Below are 14,843 nucleotides of genomic sequence, written 5' to 3'. Positions count from 1 at the left end.
CGTGCCGCAGTGGACTGAACCACCGTTCCGCACCGGCGCATCCGCCCGGATCGAGGCCATCCGGCAGGGCGGAGCGCGGCGACGGGGACCTTCCCGCCCGGGAGGTCCCCGTTCTGCCGTCCGTGACACACCGTGCGCGGATACGGCCGAACGAGTGAAGATCAGGCAGCAGCGGTGACCGACAGCGCGGCCACCCCGGCCTCGGTCAGCTCAGCGGGAACGCGCCCGGCGGCAGCGGAACCCGTGCCCGGCCGGACGTAGCCGCCCTTGGCGAGCGCGTGCGCGGTCATCTGGTCGCAGCAAGCGAAACCGTCGACGAACAGGTCGGGCTCGCAGCTGGTGGACATCTCCGCGCGCTGCTGCGCGACCGCCTTGAGCATGGCCATCGCGCGATGGGTCAGCTCGACGGTCACCCCTTCTGAACCGGACACCGGGATCGCCTTCTTCCTCGTGGGCTACTTACTCAACGTTATCGCCGATTGGGCCGAATGTGTTAACAGCCACACTGTAGCGGTTCGGGAATGTGACGATGCCTAGACCTGTTCGGTTCCCGCCAGGCGAGACTCGAGCGTCCGAGCCCACTCGCGCACGATCTGCTCGCGGCGGCGGGTGTCGTCGGTGAGGAGGTTGGCGAGGCCGAGGCCGCGCCCGAGGTCGAGAGTGGCCTGGACCAGTTCGCGCACGCCCGGCTCAGCTTCGTCGACGCCGAGCAACCCGACCGCGACCCGGTGCGCCTCCCGCCCGACCCGCGCCTCCAGCGGCACGAGCACGTCGCGCAACTGGTCATCAGTCGACGCGACGGCCCACAGCTGCAACGCCGCGCGGAACATCGGCCCGGTGTAGAGGGTCAGCAGCATCTCGACGACCCACTCGATCCGCGAGGAACCGCCCGGCGACCCGGCCGCGCGCGTGCGCAGTTCGTCCAGCTGAGCCTCGCCGAGCAACTCGACCGCCGCCGCGACCAGCGACTCCCGGGTCGGGAAGTGATGCTGCGCGGCGCCCCGGGAAACGCCGGCCCGCTCCGCGATAACCGCGACGGTGACCCCGTGCCACCCCCGCTCCCCGATGCAGTCCATCGCGGCCTCGATCAACCGCCGCCGCGTAGTGCGGCTGCGTTCTTGCTGCGGTTCGCGGAGCATCAGGCGTCACCTCGCCCGCACAAGGCCGTGAGGGGAACCCTGAGGGAATCTGATTCCCTCAGGGTTCCCCTCACGAACCTCCGGCCAAGCCTCATGACTTCACCACTGTTCAGTACGACTTCGGCAGCCCAAGGCTGTGCTGCCCCACGAAATTCAGCACCATTTCCCGGCTCACCGGCGCGATCCGGCCCAGTCGCACCGCCGTCACCAGGCTTCCCAGACCGTATTCGGTCGCCAGGCCGTTCCCGCCGTGGGTCTGCACCGCCTGGTCCACCGCGCGGATCGCTACCTCCGCCGCCGCGTATTTCGCCATGTTCGCGGACTCCCCGGAGGCGAAATCGTCGCCAGCGTCGTACAGCGAGGCGGCCTTCTGCGTCATCAGTTTCGCCAGCTCAAGCTCGATCTTCACCTGCGCCAGCGGATGCGCGAGCCCCTGGTGCGACCCGATCGGCGCGCCCCACACCTGCCGTTCGTTCGCGTAGCCGACGGCCTTGTCCAGGGCATACCTCGCGGTTCCCAGCGAGAACGACGCGCCCATGATCCGTTCCGGGTTCAGGCCCGCGAACAGCTGCGCGATCGCCGCGTCCTCCTCGCCCACCAGGGCTTCCGCGGGCAGCCGCACGTCGTCCAGGAACAGCGAGAACTGGTTTTCCGGCGCGACGATGTCCATGTCGATCTTGGTGAACTCGAACCCGGGCGAGTCCGTCGGCACCACGAACAGCGCGGGCTTCAGGCGACCGGTCTTCGCGTCCTCGGTGCGCCCGACGACGAGCACCGCGTCCGCCTCGTCGACCCCGGAGATGTACACCTTGCGGCCGGACAGCACCCAGTCGCCGCCGTCCCGGCGGGCGGTCGTCGTGATCTTGTGCGAGTTGGAACCGGCGTCCGGTTCGGTGATCGCGAAGACGATCTTCTTGCTGCCGTCCGCGATTCCCGGCAGCCATTGCTTCTTCTGGTCCGGTGTGCCGAAGCGCGACAGCACCGTCCCGACGATCGCGGGAGACACCACCATCAGCAGCAGCGGCGAACCCGCGGCGGCGAATTCCTCCAGCACCGCGGCGAGATCCGCGATCCCCGCTCCCCCGCCGCCGTATTCCTCCGGCAGGTTCACGCCCAGGTAGCCGAGCCGTCCGGCCTCGTCCCACAGCTCGTCGGTCTTTTCGCCCGCACGAGCCTTCTTCGCGTAGTACTCGTGCCCGTACTTGCCGGCCAGATCGGCCGCGGCCTTCCGCAGCGCCACCCGCTCTTCGGGCTCAACGAAGTTCATCGCGTTCATTCGGTCTCTCCCACCACAGCCAGCACCGCGCCTACCTCGACCTGTTGCCCGACCTCGACCGGCAGTTCGGCGACCACGCCGTCCGCCGGGGCCGAGATCCGGTGTTCCATTTTCATCGCTTCCAGCCACAGCAACGGATCGCCCGTTCGCACACTGTCCCCTTCGGACACTGCGAGCCGGACGACCGTGCCCGGCATCGGCGCCAGCAGCGATCCCGCCGCCAGTGCCGAATCGGGATCGGCGAACCGCGGCTCGGCGGTCAGCGTCACCGAGCCCAGCGGCGAATCCACAGAGGACACCGAACCGTGCCGGGACACCTCGAAGGTCCGGCGGACTCCGGCGATGTCGAAGACCACCTGGTCCGGTGTGGCGGAGACCAAGGCGACGTCGTCGTAGCCCTCGGCTCGCAAGCCGTCGCGGGTCAGCGAGTAGACGACCTCGTAACGGTTGTCTCCCTTCGCGAACACCTTGCGCTGACCGGCGGAACGAACATTGCGCCAGCCGCTGGGAAGCCGCCCCAGAGTGATGGCGGACGCCCGGTTCCCGGCGGCATCGGCGAGCGCGGCGGCCAAAGCGGACCAGCGTTCGGTGTCCACAGTGGCCAGCGGAGCGGCCAAAGTGTCCAGTCCGTGCCGGTCGAAGAACGCGGTATCCGTTTCTCCGGCAAGGAAAGCCTCGTGCCGCAGAATCCGGACCAGCAGGTCGCGGTTGGTCACCACTCCGTGGATCTTCGCGCCGGCCAAAGCACCGGCGAGTCGACGCGCGGCTTCCGCCCGCGTGGGTGCCCACGTGATGACCTTCGCCAGCATCGGGTCGTAGTGGACACCGATCACCGAGCCGGACTCCACACCGGAATCCAGGCGCAGTCCGGCACCTTGGGTGAACTCGCGGTCCACACCGGACACCTCAAAAGCGTGCAGTGTCCCGCTCTGCGGCTGCCATCCGGCCGACGGGTCTTCCGCGTACAGCCGGACTTCAATCGAATGCCCATGGGCAGCAGGCGGTTCGGCAGGCAACCGAACACCCTCGGCCACCGAGAGCTGCAACGCCACCAGGTCCAGCCCGGTCACGTTCTCCGTCACCGGATGCTCCACCTGCAGCCGCGTGTTCATCTCCAGGAAGTAAAACCGGCCGTCCGGAGCCGCCAGGAATTCGACGGTTCCCGCGCCGACGTAGTCGATCGCCTGCGCGGCCTTGCGCGCCGCGTCGAACAGCTCGGCCCGCATGGCATCGTCCACAAAGGGCGATGGCGCTTCTTCGACCACCTTCTGGTGCCGACGCTGGATGGAGCACTCCCGCTCCCCCACCGCCCAGACCGTGCCGTGCGCGTCGGCGAGCACCTGTACCTCGATGTGCCGTCCGGTTTCGAGGTACCGCTCGCAGAACACCGTCGGGTCGCCGAACGCCGAACCCGCCTCCGCACGAGCACTCTCGACGGCTTCCGCCAGCTCGCCCAGCGAACGGACCACGCGCATGCCGCGACCACCGCCGCCAGCGGAAGCCTTGACCAGCAACGGAAGATCGGCCTCGGTCACCGACGACGGGTCCAATTCGGACAGCACCGGGACCCCGGCGGCGGCCATCAACCGCTTCGACTCCACTTTGGAGCCCATGGTCTCGATCGCCGCGGGCGGCGGGCCGATCCAGGTCAGACCGGCGTCGAGCACCGCCCGGGCGAATCCGGCGTTCTCGGACAGGAAGCCGTACCCGGGATGGATCGCGTCGGCCCCGGCGTCCGCCGCGGCTTTGACGATCAGTTCGCCGCGCAGGTACGTTTCGCCCGGCGCGTTGCCCGGCAGCCGGACGGCGACGTCGGCTTCCCGCGCATGCGGGGAATCGGCGTCCGCGTCGGAAAACACCGCGACCGTGCCGATTCCGGCGTCCCGGCAGCTGCGGAACACCCGGCGGGCGATTTCGCCCCGGTTGGCGACCAGCAGATTCTGGATCATGGCCCTCACATCCGGAAGACGCCGAAGCCGCCTTCGACGCCCTTCACTGGTCCGTTGTGGATCGCCGACAGGCTCAGCCCGAGCACCGTGCGGGTGTCGCGCGGGTCGATGATGCCGTCGTCGTAAAGCATGCCGGAGAGGAACATCGGCATCGATTCCGCCTCGATCTGGTTCTCGACCATGGTCCGCATCGCGGCGTCGTTTTCCTCGCTGTATTCCTGGCCCCGGCTCGCCGCCGCGGCGCGGGCCACAATGGACAGCACCCCGGCCAGCTGCGCCGGTCCCATCACCGCGGACTTCGCGCTCGGCCAGGCGAACAGGAACCGCGGATCGTAGGCCCGGCCGCACATTCCGTAGTGCCCGGCTCCGTAGGACGCTCCCATGAGGACGGACAGGTGCGGCACCTTCGAGTTCGACACCGCGTTGATCATCAGCGCGCCGTGCTTGATGATGCCGCTCTGCTCGTATTCCTTGCCGACCATGTAGCCGGTCGTGTTGTGCAGGAACACCAGCGGCGTGTCGATCTGGTTGGCCAACTGGATGAACTGCGCGGCCTTCTGCGATTCCTCGCCGAACAGCACACCCTGCGCATTCGCCAGGATGCCCACCGGATAACCGTGGATGCTCGCCCATCCGGTGACCAGGCTCGGCCCGTACAGCGGCTTGAACTCGTCGAAGTCCGAACCGTCCACGACGCGCGCGATCACCTCGCGCGGGTCGAACGGGACCTTCAGATCGGTCGGCACGATGCCCAGCAGGTCTTCGGCGTCGAACACCGGCTCGGCGTAGTCCGGTTTGGCCGCCGGACCCTGTTTGGTCCAGTTGAGCCGCTTGATGATGCTCCGGCCGAGGCGGATCGCGTCCTCCTCGTCGACGGCGAGGTAATCGGCGAGCCCGGACGTCCGCGCGTGCATTTCCGCGCCGCCGAGGGATTCGTCGTCGGATTCCTCACCGGTCGCCATCTTGACCAGCGGCGGCCCGCCGAGAAACACCTTCGCGCGTTCCTTCACCATCACGACGTAATCGGACATGCCGGGCAAGTACGCGCCGCCTGCGGTCGAGTTGCCGAACACCAGCGCGACGGTCGGCACCTTCGCCGCCGAGGACCGCGTCAGGTCGCGGAAGACCCGGCCGCCGGGAATGAAGATTTCCTTCTGCGTCGGGAGGTCCGCGCCGCCGGACTCGACCAGGTTGATCACCGGCAGCCGGTTCTGCGCCGCGATGTCCGCCGCCCGGAACGATTTCTTCGTCGTCCACGGGTTGCTCGCGCCGCCCTTGACCGTCGGGTCGCTGGCCGAGATCAGGCATTCGACGCCTTCCACGACGCCGATCCCGGTGATCACGCTCGCGCCGACCCGATAATCCGACCCCCACGCGGCCAGCGGCGACAGCTCCAGGAACGGCGAATCCTCGTCCAGGAGCAGTTCGATCCGTTCGCGCGCCAGCAGTTTCCCGCGCTTGCGATGCCGTTCGACGTACTTTTCGCCGCCGCCGGCGACCGCTTTGGCCTGCTCGGCATCGATCTCCGCGAGCTTCTCCAGCATCGCCTCGCGGTTCGCGGCGAACTCGTCGGCCCGGGTGTCCACTGTGGACCTGATAGTGGTCATGCGGTGTATCCCAATCGCTTCGCGGCCAGTCCGGTCAGGATTTCGGTGGTGCCGCCGCCGATGCCGAGAATGCGGACGTCGCGGTAATGCCGCTCCACCTCGGCCTCGCGCATGTAGCCGAGCCCGCCGTGCAGTTGCACCGCCTCGTTCACGACCCATTCAGCGGTCTGCACCGCGGTGTTCTTCGCGAAGCACGCCTCGGCGATCACTTCCTCGCCGGACACGTGCCGGATCGCGACCTGCCGGGCATAGGTCCGGGCGACGTCGACCTTGCAGGCCATTTCGGTGAGCTTGTGCTGCACCAGCTGCCGCGAGATCAGCGGACGCCCGAACGTCTCGCGCATCCGGCACCAGTCCAACGTCAGGTCCAGTGCCCGCTGCGCGTGCGCATACGCTTGCACCGCCAGCGAAAGCCGTTCGGTCACGAACTGCGTGGCCACCTGAGCGAACCCGCTGTTCTCCGCGCCGATCAAGTTCTCCGCCGGAACGCGAACGTCCACATAAGACAGTTCCGCCGTGTCCGAAGCCGCCCAGCCCATTTTCTCCAGCTTGCGCGACACGGTGAACCCTGGCGTCCCGCGCTCGACCACGATCAGCGAAAGGCCGTGCGCGCCCGCTTCGCCGGTTCGGACCACAGTGGTCACGAAGTCCGCGCGGCACCCGGAGGTGATGAACGTTTTCGCCCCGTTGACCACATACTCGTCACCCTCGCGCACCGCCGTGGTGCGGATCCCGGCGACGTCAGAACCGCCGTCCGGCTCGGTGACCGCCAGCGAACCGATCTTCTCGCCTTCGAGAGTCGGCCGCACCCAGCGTTCGATCTGCACCGGGTCGCCGGCCTCGACGATGTGCGGCACCGCGATCCCGCAGGTGAACAGCGACGCGAACAGCCCGCCGGACCCGCCCGCGCAGTGCATTTCCTCGGCGACCACGAGCGCGTCGAGGTAATTGCCGTCGCCGCCGCCCGCGGATTCGGGGAACGCGACCCCGAGCAGGCCCAACTGTCCCGCCTTGCGATGCAGGTCGCGCGGCAGTTCCCCGGCCCGCTCCCAGTCGTCGAGATGCGGCAGCACGTCCTTCTCCACGAACCGGCGCACCGTCGCGCGCAGTTCGGTGCGTTCCGGCGTGCGGAACGGATCCACGGTCACAGCAGCGCCTCCGGGACGTCGAGTTCGCGCGCCCGCAGCCATTCGCCGAGCGCCTTCGCCTGGGGATCGAACCTGGCCTGCGAAGCGACGCCGTCGCCGAGAATGCCCTCGACCACGAAGTTCATCGCCCACAGATTCGGCAGCAGATGCCGGGTGACCGGCAGTCCTTCGGTTTCCGGCAGCAACCGGCGGAATTCCCCGACGGTCAGCCGATGCACGAGCCAGCGCCACGCTTCCTCGGACCGCACCCACACACCGAGATTCGCGTTGCCGCCCTTGTCCCCGCTGCGCGCCCCGGCGACCAGTCCGAGCGGAACCCGCCGCATCTTCTCCACCGGCAACGGTTCCGGCAACGCCGGTTCGTCCACTTCGGACAATTCAAGCGTCGCTGAGGCGGGCGGGATGTCCACCTTGGACCCGTCCGGCAGCACCGCGACATGCGGAACCGCGCCAGCGTCCACAAAGGCCGCCGAGTAGACCCCGAACGGCGACGCGTCCGAAGGCGGTGCGGTCACGTGGAATCCGGGGTAGCTCGCAAGCGCGAGCTCGATCGCCGCCCCGCTGAACGCGCGTCCGGCAATCTTCGGGTCGTTGTCCTTCACCGCGACATGCAGCAGTGCACTGGCGCGTTCCTCGGTGTCGGCGTCCGCGTGATCGGTGCGAGCAAGTGTCCACCGGACGTCGGCCGGCGGACGCTTCGCCAGCGCGCCTTCCAGCTGTTCCCGTACCAGTGCGGCTTTCTGCTCGATGTCCAGTCCAGTAAGCACGAAGGTCGTCTCGTTCCGGAAGCCGCCGAGCCGGTTGAGGCACACCTTCAACGTCGGCGGCGGCGCTTCCCCGCGCACCCCGCTGATCCGCACCCGATCCGGCCCGTCGTCCGAAAGCGACAGTGCGTCGAACCGTGCCGTCACATCAGGATTCGCATACCGCGCACCGGTGACCTCGTACAACAGCTGTGCGGTGACAGTTCCGGTATTGACCACGCCACCGGTTCCCGGATGCTTCGTGATCACGCTAGACCCGTCCGCGTGGATCTCCGCAAGCGGGAATCCCGGCACGCCGATCGGCTGTTCGCGGAAGAACGAGTAGTTGCCGCCGGTCGCCTGCGCGCCGCATTCGATGACGTGGCCCGCCGCGACCGCTCCGGCGAGCGCGTCGTAGTCGTCACGGGCCCAGCCGAAGTGCGCCGCCGCCGGTCCGACGATCACCGACGCGTCCGTGACCCGCCCGGTCACCACCACGTCCGCACCGGCCTTGAGGCATTCCGCGATCCCCCAAGCGCCGAGATAAGCGTTGGCAGTCAACGGATTCTCGAAGCCGAACTCATCCGCACGCGCGATCAGGTCGTCGCCCTCGACGTGCGCGACGCGGACGTCGAGACCGAGCTTCGCGGCCAGTTCCCGCAACGCGTCCGCGAGCCCGGCCGGGTTGAGCCCGCCCGCGTTCGCGACGATCCGGACGCCTTTTTCCTTAGCCAGCCCGAGGTTCTCCTCCATCTGCCGGAGGAACGTCTTGGCGTAGCCGCGCGCCGGGTCCTTCATCCGGTCGCGGCCGAGGATCAGCATGGTCAGCTCGGCGAGATAGTCGCCGGTCAGGACGTCGAGCGGGCCGCCGGTCAGCATTTCCCGCACGGCGGAGAAGCGGTCGCCGTAGAACCCGGACGCGTTCCCGACGCGCAACGGCGCGCTCACGCGAACTGCCCCGGCTCGCGCCCCGCTCCGGGCGGCCCGGCGAACGCCTGCGCGATGCCCAGCCACTCCTCGACATCCGCGCCCGTCGCGACCAAGTCAGTGTCCGCCGGATGCCGCCGCTGCGTCGCGACCAGGCAGAAGTCGAGCGCGCTGCCGGTCAGCCGCTGCTCCGCGTCCTCCGGCCCGAACGCCCACGTGCTGCCGTCCGGCGCGGTCAGTTCGACCCGGAATTCCTCGGTCGGCGGCGCGAGCGAGTGAAGTTTGTACGCGAAATCGCGAGTCCGCGTGCCGAACCGGGCGATGTGCCACAGCCGTTCGGTGGGCTCGCGCGTGACGCCGAGCGCGTCGGCGATGTCCTGACCGTGCGCCCAGGTTTCCATCATCCGCGCACTCGCCATGGACGCCGCGCTCATCGGCGGGCCGTACCAAGGAAGCTTCTGCCCCTCCGGCACCGCAGCCAGCGCCTCGGCCAATGCGGCCCGGCCCTCGCGCCACTGCGCCAGCAGCTCGTCCGGGGGCGCCTCAGCCCCCTCTTCGGCACCCGCGTCGACGTAGTTTTCGCCGATGCTCAACAGGTTCTCGACCTCGGACTGCCAGTCCTGCGGCCGGCTCGCGGAGATCAGCGATTTGCCGTCGGTCCACGCCAGGTGCGCGACCTGATGCGCGACGCTCCAGCCGGGCGCCGGCGTCGGCCGCGCCCACCCGTCGGCGGGCAACCCGGCGACCAGGTCGTCGACCGCCTGCGATTCGGCCGCGAGATCCCGGAGGATCCCCGCGAGATCAGCCATTCCTGCGCCTCCCTGCGTTCGCCGCACCACCTCGTGCGGACCCAGCGTGGACCCTGGCCCCGGAAAAATCAAGCGCGCCTGATTGTTTTTGCCCCGGCCGCGTGCCGTGAAGGACTCCATAGGGGAATCAGATTCCCTCAAGGAGTCCTTCACGGACCTCAGTCAGCCGTGCGCGGTGTCGATGACGCAGAACCGGTTGCCTTCCGGATCCGCCAGGACCACGAAGTCCGGATCCGCTGGATAGTGCGGCCAATCCACCCGCCTCGCCCCCAGCCCCACCAACCGCTCGACCTCCGCCGCCTGGTCCGCGGCATCCCCGGCGTACAGGTCCAGGTGCACCCGCGGCACCTCCTGCACCGGCGCCGAACTCCGCTGGAACGCCACCCCCGGCCCCGCGCCGTCAGGAGGCAACAGCACCACGAAATCCGTCGCGTCATCCCGCCGCGCGTACCCCAGCGCGTCGCTCCAGAACGAAACCGCGCGCTCCATGTCCTCGACTCCCAGCACCGCCGTGCCCACCTTCAGCATGATCCGAGCATGCCCAGCCACGACCGCCCCACCGTTATTGACACATTGAAAACAAGGCTCCGGCGCCCTACCTTCCTCCCATGGACTCCTACGCGGAGATCGCCTACGAGGTCGCGGGCAAGGTCGCGACCGTCCTGCTCGACCGGCCCGAGGCCCGCAACGGCTACACGACCCGGATGGCCGACGAACTCGCCCGCGCGCTCGACCGCGCCGACCGGGACGAGGACGTCCGCGCGGTCGTGCTCGGGACCGCCGGCAGGGACTTCTCCGTCGGAGCCGATCTCTCGTCCGGCGGGTTCGACTTCGGCGACCGTCCGCCGGACGACTGGCAGGAACCCGCGGGCCGCGTCTCGAAGCGGATCTTCACCATGAACAAGCCGGTGCTCGCCGCGTTGCGCGGGGCGTCGGTCGGCGCGGGGATCACCATCACGCTGTCCTGCGACTACCGGTTCGCCTCGACCGACTCCAAGTTCGGCTTCGTCTTCACCCGCCGCGGGATCTACCCCGAGGGCGCGTCAGCGTGGTTCCTCCCCCGGCTCGTCGGGATGGGCGCGGCCGTCGACTGGATGGTCAGCGGACGGCTCTTCGGACCCGACGAAGCGCTCCAAGCCGGTCTCGTCCACCAGATCCACGACCCCGAAGACGTGCTGAGCCAGGCCCAGGCGAAGGCGCGGGAAATCGCCGAGACCACCGCACCGGTGGCAGTCGCGGTCACCCGCCAGCTGCTCTACCGGATGGTCTCGGCCCCGTCGCCGTTCGACGTCCACCAGGTGGACTCGAAGCTCATCTCCCAACTGGGCTCGAACCCCGACGCCGTCGAAGGCATCGCCTCGTTCTTCCAGAAACGCCCGCCGCAGTTCCCGTTGCGCGTGGACCGAGATCTGCCGCCGTACCTGCCGTGGACCGGCGAATGACCGAGTACCCGCCCGAACCGTGGCACCTCGCCGCCGACGCCTGCATCTCGATCTGGCGAGTGCCGGTCGACGAGCTGCCCGCGCTGCCCGACGGTGCCGAGCCGCTGCTCCTCGGCAACCAAGCCGCCGTCTTCACCGCCTGGATCGACTACCTCGCCTCTGGTCAGCTGAGCTACCACGAACTCCTCTCCTGCGTCGCCGTCCGCGGCCGCGGGCTCGCCGCGTCGATCACCGACATCTGGGTCGACAGCGAGGTCTCGCGCGCGGGCGGGCGCGAGCTATGGGGCATCCCCAAGGAACTCGCGGCCTTCACCTTCACCGGCGGGCGCACCTTCACCGCCGCGACCTCCGACGACTGGATCGCCACCGCTGCCTTCACCCCGCGCGTCGGGCTCCCGATCGCACTCCCGGTACGCTTCGAGATCGCTCAAACCCGAAACGGCAGCCCGCTGCGTACCCCGGTCGAGTGGCGCGGGAAACCCCGCGCGGCGGCCGCCGACTGGTCGGTCAACCCGGCCGGACCACTGGCCTGCCTGGCCGGGAAACGGCCCGTGGCCAGTGCGGCACTGGGCGCCACGAAGCTCCGCTTCGGATCTTGCCCTCGGTGATCGGATAACCCGCCAGGGTGAGAGTGACACGCCATACCTTGGGGCGCGTGCGAGCCTGAACCCCAAGATGTAGTCTCTGGGAACCGGCAGCCCCCAGCGACGGGGAGACCGCTTGACGAGGGCGGCCGGGCTGTTTCGACGAAACCGCAGCGCATGGCCTTGACCGGCTGTGTGCCGCTCGAACGCGCCCATTTCGAGGAACTGTTGGAGACACGCATGTCAGTGGAAACCGGTCAGCGGCCGCCGTCGGCGGCGGAGGGGGCCCCGAGCGCGGTCCGCGTGATCCGGCGGGACGGAAGCGTCTCGCCCTTCGACGCGGGCAAGATCTCGGTGGCGCTGACCAAGGCCTTCCTCGCGGTCGAGGGCGGCGACGCCGCCGCGTCCTCCCGCGTGCACCACGTGGTCGCGGAGCTGACCGGGCAGGTCGAGGCGGCGCTGCTGCGCCACACCGGCCCGGAGACCGCGCTGCACATCGAGCAGATCCAGGACCAGGTCGAACTCGCCCTGATGCGCGGCGGGCACCACAAGGTCGCCCGCGCCTACGTCCTCTACCGCGACGAGCGTTCGAAGGCCCGCGAGGCCGCCGCGCCGGCGTCGACCGAGGTCGCGCTGAGCGTCAAGAGCGCCGACGGAACGCTCCGCCCGCTCGACTGGGCGCGCGTTTCGCACGTCGTCGGCGAGGCCGTCGCCGGGCTCGAGGACGTGTCCGCCGAGCCGGTGCTGGCCGAGGCCAAGCGCAACCTCTACGACGGCATCACCGCCGACGAGCTCGCGCTCGCGCAGATCATGGCCGCGCGCGTGCTCGTCGAGCAGGAGCCGAACTACTCGTTCGTGTCCGCCCGGCTGCTGCTGGACAAGCTGCGCGGCGAAGCGCTGAGCTACCTCGCGCGGAAGCCGCGTCAGGCCAGCCAGGACGAGATGGCCGGCGAATACCCGGCGTACTTCCGCGCCTACCTGCGCCGCGCGGTCGAGCTGGAACTGGTCGACGGCGAACTGCTGGGCTTCGACCTGGACAAGATCACCGCCGCCATTCACGCCGAGCGCGACCTCGACTTCGGCTTCCTCGGCCTGCAGACGCTGTACGACCGGTACTTCCAGCACCACAACGGCGTGCGGTTCGAGCTGCCGCAGGCGTTCTTCATGCGCGTCGCGATGGGCCTGGCGATCCGCGAGGACGACCGCGAAGCCCGCGCCATCGAGTTCTACGAACTGCTGTCGACGTTCCACTTCATGGCGTCCACCCCGACGCTGTTCAACAGCGGCACCAACCGCGCGCAGCTGTCGTCCTGCTTCCTGACCACTGTGGACGACGACCTGGACTCGATCTTCCAGGCGTACAAGAACAACGCGCTGCTGGCCAAGTACTCGGGCGGCCTCGGCAACGACTGGACCCCGGTCCGCGGCCTCGGCGCGCACATCAAGGGCACCAACGGCCAGTCCCAGGGCGTCGTGCCGTTCCTGAAGATCGCCAACGACACCGCGGTCGCGGTCAACCAGGGCGGCAAGCGCAAGGGCGCGGCCTGCGCGTACCTGGAGACCTGGCACGTCGACATCGAGGAATTCCTCGACCTGCGCAAGAACACCGGCGACGACCGGCGGCGCACGCACGACATGAACACCGCCAACTGGGTCCCGGACGAGTTCCTGCGCCGCGTCGAGGCGAACGCCGAGTGGACGCTGTTCTCGCCGAACGAGACGCCGGACCTGCACGACCTCTACGGCAACGCGTTCGCGCAGCGCTACCGCGAGTACGAGGCGGCCGCCGCGCGCGGCGAGATCAAGGTGTTCCGCAAGGTCCGCGCGGTCGAACTGTGGCGGCGGATGCTGACCATGCTGTTCGAGACCGGCCACCCGTGGATCACCTTCAAGGACCCGTGCAACCTGCGCTCGCCGCAGCAGCACGTCGGCGTCGTGCACTCGTCCAACCTGTGCACCGAGATCACGCTGAACACGAACACCGAAGAGGTCGCGGTCTGCAACCTCGGCTCGGTGAACCTGCTCAAGCACGTCACCCCTGAAGGGCTCGACACCGAGCGGCTCGAGAAGACCGTGCGCACCGCGGTGCGCATGCTCGACAACGTGATCGACATCAACTTCTACACGATCCCGGAGGCGCGGCGTTCCAACCTGCGCCACCGTCCGGTCGGCCTGGGCATCATGGGCTTCCAGGACGCGCTGTTCGAGCTGGGCGTGCCGTTCGCGTCCGCCGACGCGGTGAAGTTCGCCGACACTTCGATGGAGCACCTCTCCTACTACGCGATCTCGGCCTCGACCGATCTCGCGCAGGAGCGCGGCCAGTACCAGACGTTCGAGGGTTCCTTGTGGAGCAAGGGAATCCTGCCGATCGACTCGATGCAGCTGCTCATCGACGCCCGCCAGGGCGACGGCCTCGACGTCGACACCTCGACGACGCTGGACTGGGCCCCGCTGCGCGAGCGCGTCAAGACCGTCGGCATGCGCAACTCCAACGTGATGGCGATCGCGCCGACCGCGACGATCTCCAACATCTCGGGCGTCGGCCAGTCGATCGAGCCGCTGTTCCAGAACCTGTACGTCAAGTCGAACATGTCCGGCGACTTCACCGTCGTCAACCCGCACCTGGTCAAGAGCCTCAAGGCGCGCGGCCTGTGGGACGAGGTCATGGTCAGCGACCTGAAGTACTTCGACGGCAGCCTCGGCCAGATCGACCGCGTTCCGGACGACCTCAAAGCGCTGTACGCGACGGCCTTCGAGATCGAGTCGAAGTGGATCGTGGACGCCGGTTCGGTGCGGCAGAAGTGGATCGACCAGGCGCAGTCGCTGAACCTGTACATCGCGGCGCCGAGCGGGCGCAAGCTCGACGAGCTGTACCGCTACGCCTGGCACAAGGGCCTCAAGACCACGTACTACCTGCGGGCGCAGTCCGCGACGCACGTGGAGAAGAGCACCCTGCGCGGCACCGACGGCAAGCTGAACGCCGTCTCCGCCACTCCGGCCCCGGCCGCTCCGGCTGCCGCCGCCCCCGCCGCGGCTCCCGCTGCCACGCCGTCGCCGTCGCCGTCCGCCGCGGTTCCGGCCGTCTCCCCCGCACCGTCGCCTGCCGCGGCTGTTCCCGCGGAGCCGAAGGAGATGCCGAAGACCGACGTCGACTTCGTCGCCACCGAGGGCGCTGCCTGCCGGATCGACGACCCCGACTGCGAAGCCTGCCAGTAAGGA

Annotated in this window: 12 protein-coding genes; 3 read left to right on the top strand and 9 right to left on the bottom strand. The window is 68.9% G+C overall.

Annotated features, from left to right (window positions below; all coding sequences use genetic code 11):
- Window positions 1-161: 161 nt before the first annotated feature.
- From ABZX37_RS11610 to ABZX37_RS11570, 9 genes are all read right to left on the bottom strand, one after another.
- The gene (locus ABZX37_RS11610) at window positions 162-431 is read right to left on the bottom strand and encodes a hypothetical protein (protein ID WP_354738476.1); all 270 of its coding nucleotides are present in this window, start codon (window positions 429-431) and stop codon (window positions 162-164) included.
- Window positions 432-533: 102 nt separating this feature from the next.
- Window positions 534-1,139, bottom strand: coding sequence for a TetR family transcriptional regulator (locus ABZX37_RS11605; protein WP_354738474.1), 606 nt, complete (start codon window positions 1,137-1,139; stop codon window positions 534-536).
- A 109-nt stretch (window positions 1,140-1,248) separates the two neighbouring features.
- A complete protein-coding gene (locus tag ABZX37_RS11600; RefSeq protein ID WP_354738472.1) occupies window positions 1,249-2,415 on the bottom strand; it encodes an acyl-CoA dehydrogenase family protein in 1,167 nt (388 codons plus the stop codon).
- Window positions 2,412-4,364: a biotin carboxylase N-terminal domain-containing protein gene (locus tag ABZX37_RS11595; protein WP_354738470.1), complete on the bottom strand. Its 1,953-nt coding sequence runs from the start codon at window positions 4,362-4,364 to the stop codon at window positions 2,412-2,414. The genes ABZX37_RS11600 and ABZX37_RS11595 overlap by 4 nt, the downstream gene beginning before the upstream one ends.
- 5 nt (window positions 4,365-4,369) lie before the next feature.
- A complete protein-coding gene (locus ABZX37_RS11590; RefSeq protein WP_354738468.1) occupies window positions 4,370-5,971 on the bottom strand; it encodes a carboxyl transferase domain-containing protein in 1,602 nt (533 codons plus the stop codon).
- Window positions 5,968-7,161: an acyl-CoA dehydrogenase family protein gene (locus ABZX37_RS11585; protein WP_354738466.1), complete on the bottom strand. Its 1,194-nt coding sequence runs from the start codon at window positions 7,159-7,161 to the stop codon at window positions 5,968-5,970. Before ABZX37_RS11585 ends, ABZX37_RS11590 begins: the two co-directional genes overlap by 4 nt.
- Window positions 7,116-8,810 carry an acyclic terpene utilization AtuA family protein gene (locus ABZX37_RS11580; protein ID WP_354738464.1) on the bottom strand — a complete coding sequence of 565 codons (1,695 nt, stop codon included), beginning with the start codon at window positions 8,808-8,810 and terminating at the stop codon, window positions 7,116-7,118. Before ABZX37_RS11580 ends, ABZX37_RS11585 begins: the two co-directional genes overlap by 46 nt.
- Complete coding sequence (locus ABZX37_RS11575; protein WP_354738463.1) at window positions 8,807-9,598, bottom strand: TIGR03084 family metal-binding protein; 792 nt, start codon at window positions 9,596-9,598, stop codon at window positions 8,807-8,809. Before ABZX37_RS11575 ends, ABZX37_RS11580 begins: the two co-directional genes overlap by 4 nt.
- 162 nt (window positions 9,599-9,760) lie before the next feature.
- Window positions 9,761-10,126 carry a VOC family protein gene (locus ABZX37_RS11570; RefSeq protein WP_354738461.1) on the bottom strand — a complete coding sequence of 122 codons (366 nt, stop codon included), beginning with the start codon at window positions 10,124-10,126 and terminating at the stop codon, window positions 9,761-9,763.
- Between the two features lie 80 nt (window positions 10,127-10,206).
- Between ABZX37_RS11570 and ABZX37_RS11565 the strand changes: the two genes are divergently transcribed.
- The 3 genes from ABZX37_RS11565 (at window position 10,207) to ABZX37_RS11555 (ending at window position 14,840) form a co-directional block, all read left to right on the top strand.
- Window positions 10,207-11,040 (top strand): enoyl-CoA hydratase-related protein, encoded by an 834-nt coding sequence (locus tag ABZX37_RS11565; protein WP_354738459.1) that lies wholly within the window; start codon window positions 10,207-10,209, stop codon window positions 11,038-11,040.
- Window positions 11,037-11,648 (top strand): acetoacetate decarboxylase family protein, encoded by a 612-nt coding sequence (locus ABZX37_RS11560; protein WP_354738457.1) that lies wholly within the window; start codon window positions 11,037-11,039, stop codon window positions 11,646-11,648. The genes ABZX37_RS11565 and ABZX37_RS11560 overlap by 4 nt, the downstream gene beginning before the upstream one ends.
- Window positions 11,649-11,864: 216 nt before the next feature.
- The gene (locus tag ABZX37_RS11555) at window positions 11,865-14,840 is read left to right on the top strand and encodes a ribonucleoside-diphosphate reductase subunit alpha (protein ID WP_354738455.1); all 2,976 of its coding nucleotides are present in this window, start codon (window positions 11,865-11,867) and stop codon (window positions 14,838-14,840) included.
- Window positions 14,841-14,843: the final 3 nt, after the last annotated feature.

It is taken from the genome of Amycolatopsis sp. NPDC004079, assembly GCF_040610415.1.
GTDB classification, from domain to species: Bacteria; Actinomycetota; Actinomycetes; order Mycobacteriales; family Pseudonocardiaceae; genus Amycolatopsis; species Amycolatopsis halotolerans.
Note: the sequence above shows the minus strand (reverse complement) of the source record. Positions and strands in the feature narration are given on the sequence as shown.

Bases quoted from the DNA above. Each gene is read 5' to 3' on its own strand.
- ABZX37_RS11605 (WP_354738474.1), bottom strand. From the start codon at position 1,139: ATGCTCCGCGAACCGCAGCAAGAACGCAGCCGCACTACGCGGCGGCGG.
- ABZX37_RS11600 (WP_354738472.1), bottom strand. From the start codon at position 2,415: ATGAACGCGATGAACTTCGTTGAGCCCGAAGAGCGGGTGGCGCTGCGG.
- ABZX37_RS11595 (WP_354738470.1), bottom strand. From the start codon at position 4,364: ATGATCCAGAATCTGCTGGTCGCCAACCGGGGCGAAATCGCCCGCCGG.
- ABZX37_RS11590 (WP_354738468.1), bottom strand. From the start codon at position 5,971: ATGACCACTATCAGGTCCACAGTGGACACCCGGGCCGACGAGTTCGCC.
- ABZX37_RS11585 (WP_354738466.1), bottom strand. From the start codon at position 7,161: ATGGCTGCGGGCGCGCGAACTCGACGTCCCGGAGGCGCTGCTGTGACC.
- ABZX37_RS11575 (WP_354738463.1), bottom strand. From the start codon at position 9,598: ATGGCTGATCTCGCGGGGATCCTCCGGGATCTCGCGGCCGAATCGCAG.
- ABZX37_RS11570 (WP_354738461.1), bottom strand. From the start codon at position 10,126: ATGCTGAAGGTGGGCACGGCGGTGCTGGGAGTCGAGGACATGGAGCGC.
- ABZX37_RS11565 (WP_354738459.1), top strand. From the start codon at position 10,207: ATGGACTCCTACGCGGAGATCGCCTACGAGGTCGCGGGCAAGGTCGCG.
- ABZX37_RS11560 (WP_354738457.1), top strand. From the start codon at position 11,037: ATGACCGAGTACCCGCCCGAACCGTGGCACCTCGCCGCCGACGCCTGC.
- ABZX37_RS11555 (WP_354738455.1), top strand. From the start codon at position 11,865: ATGTCAGTGGAAACCGGTCAGCGGCCGCCGTCGGCGGCGGAGGGGGCC.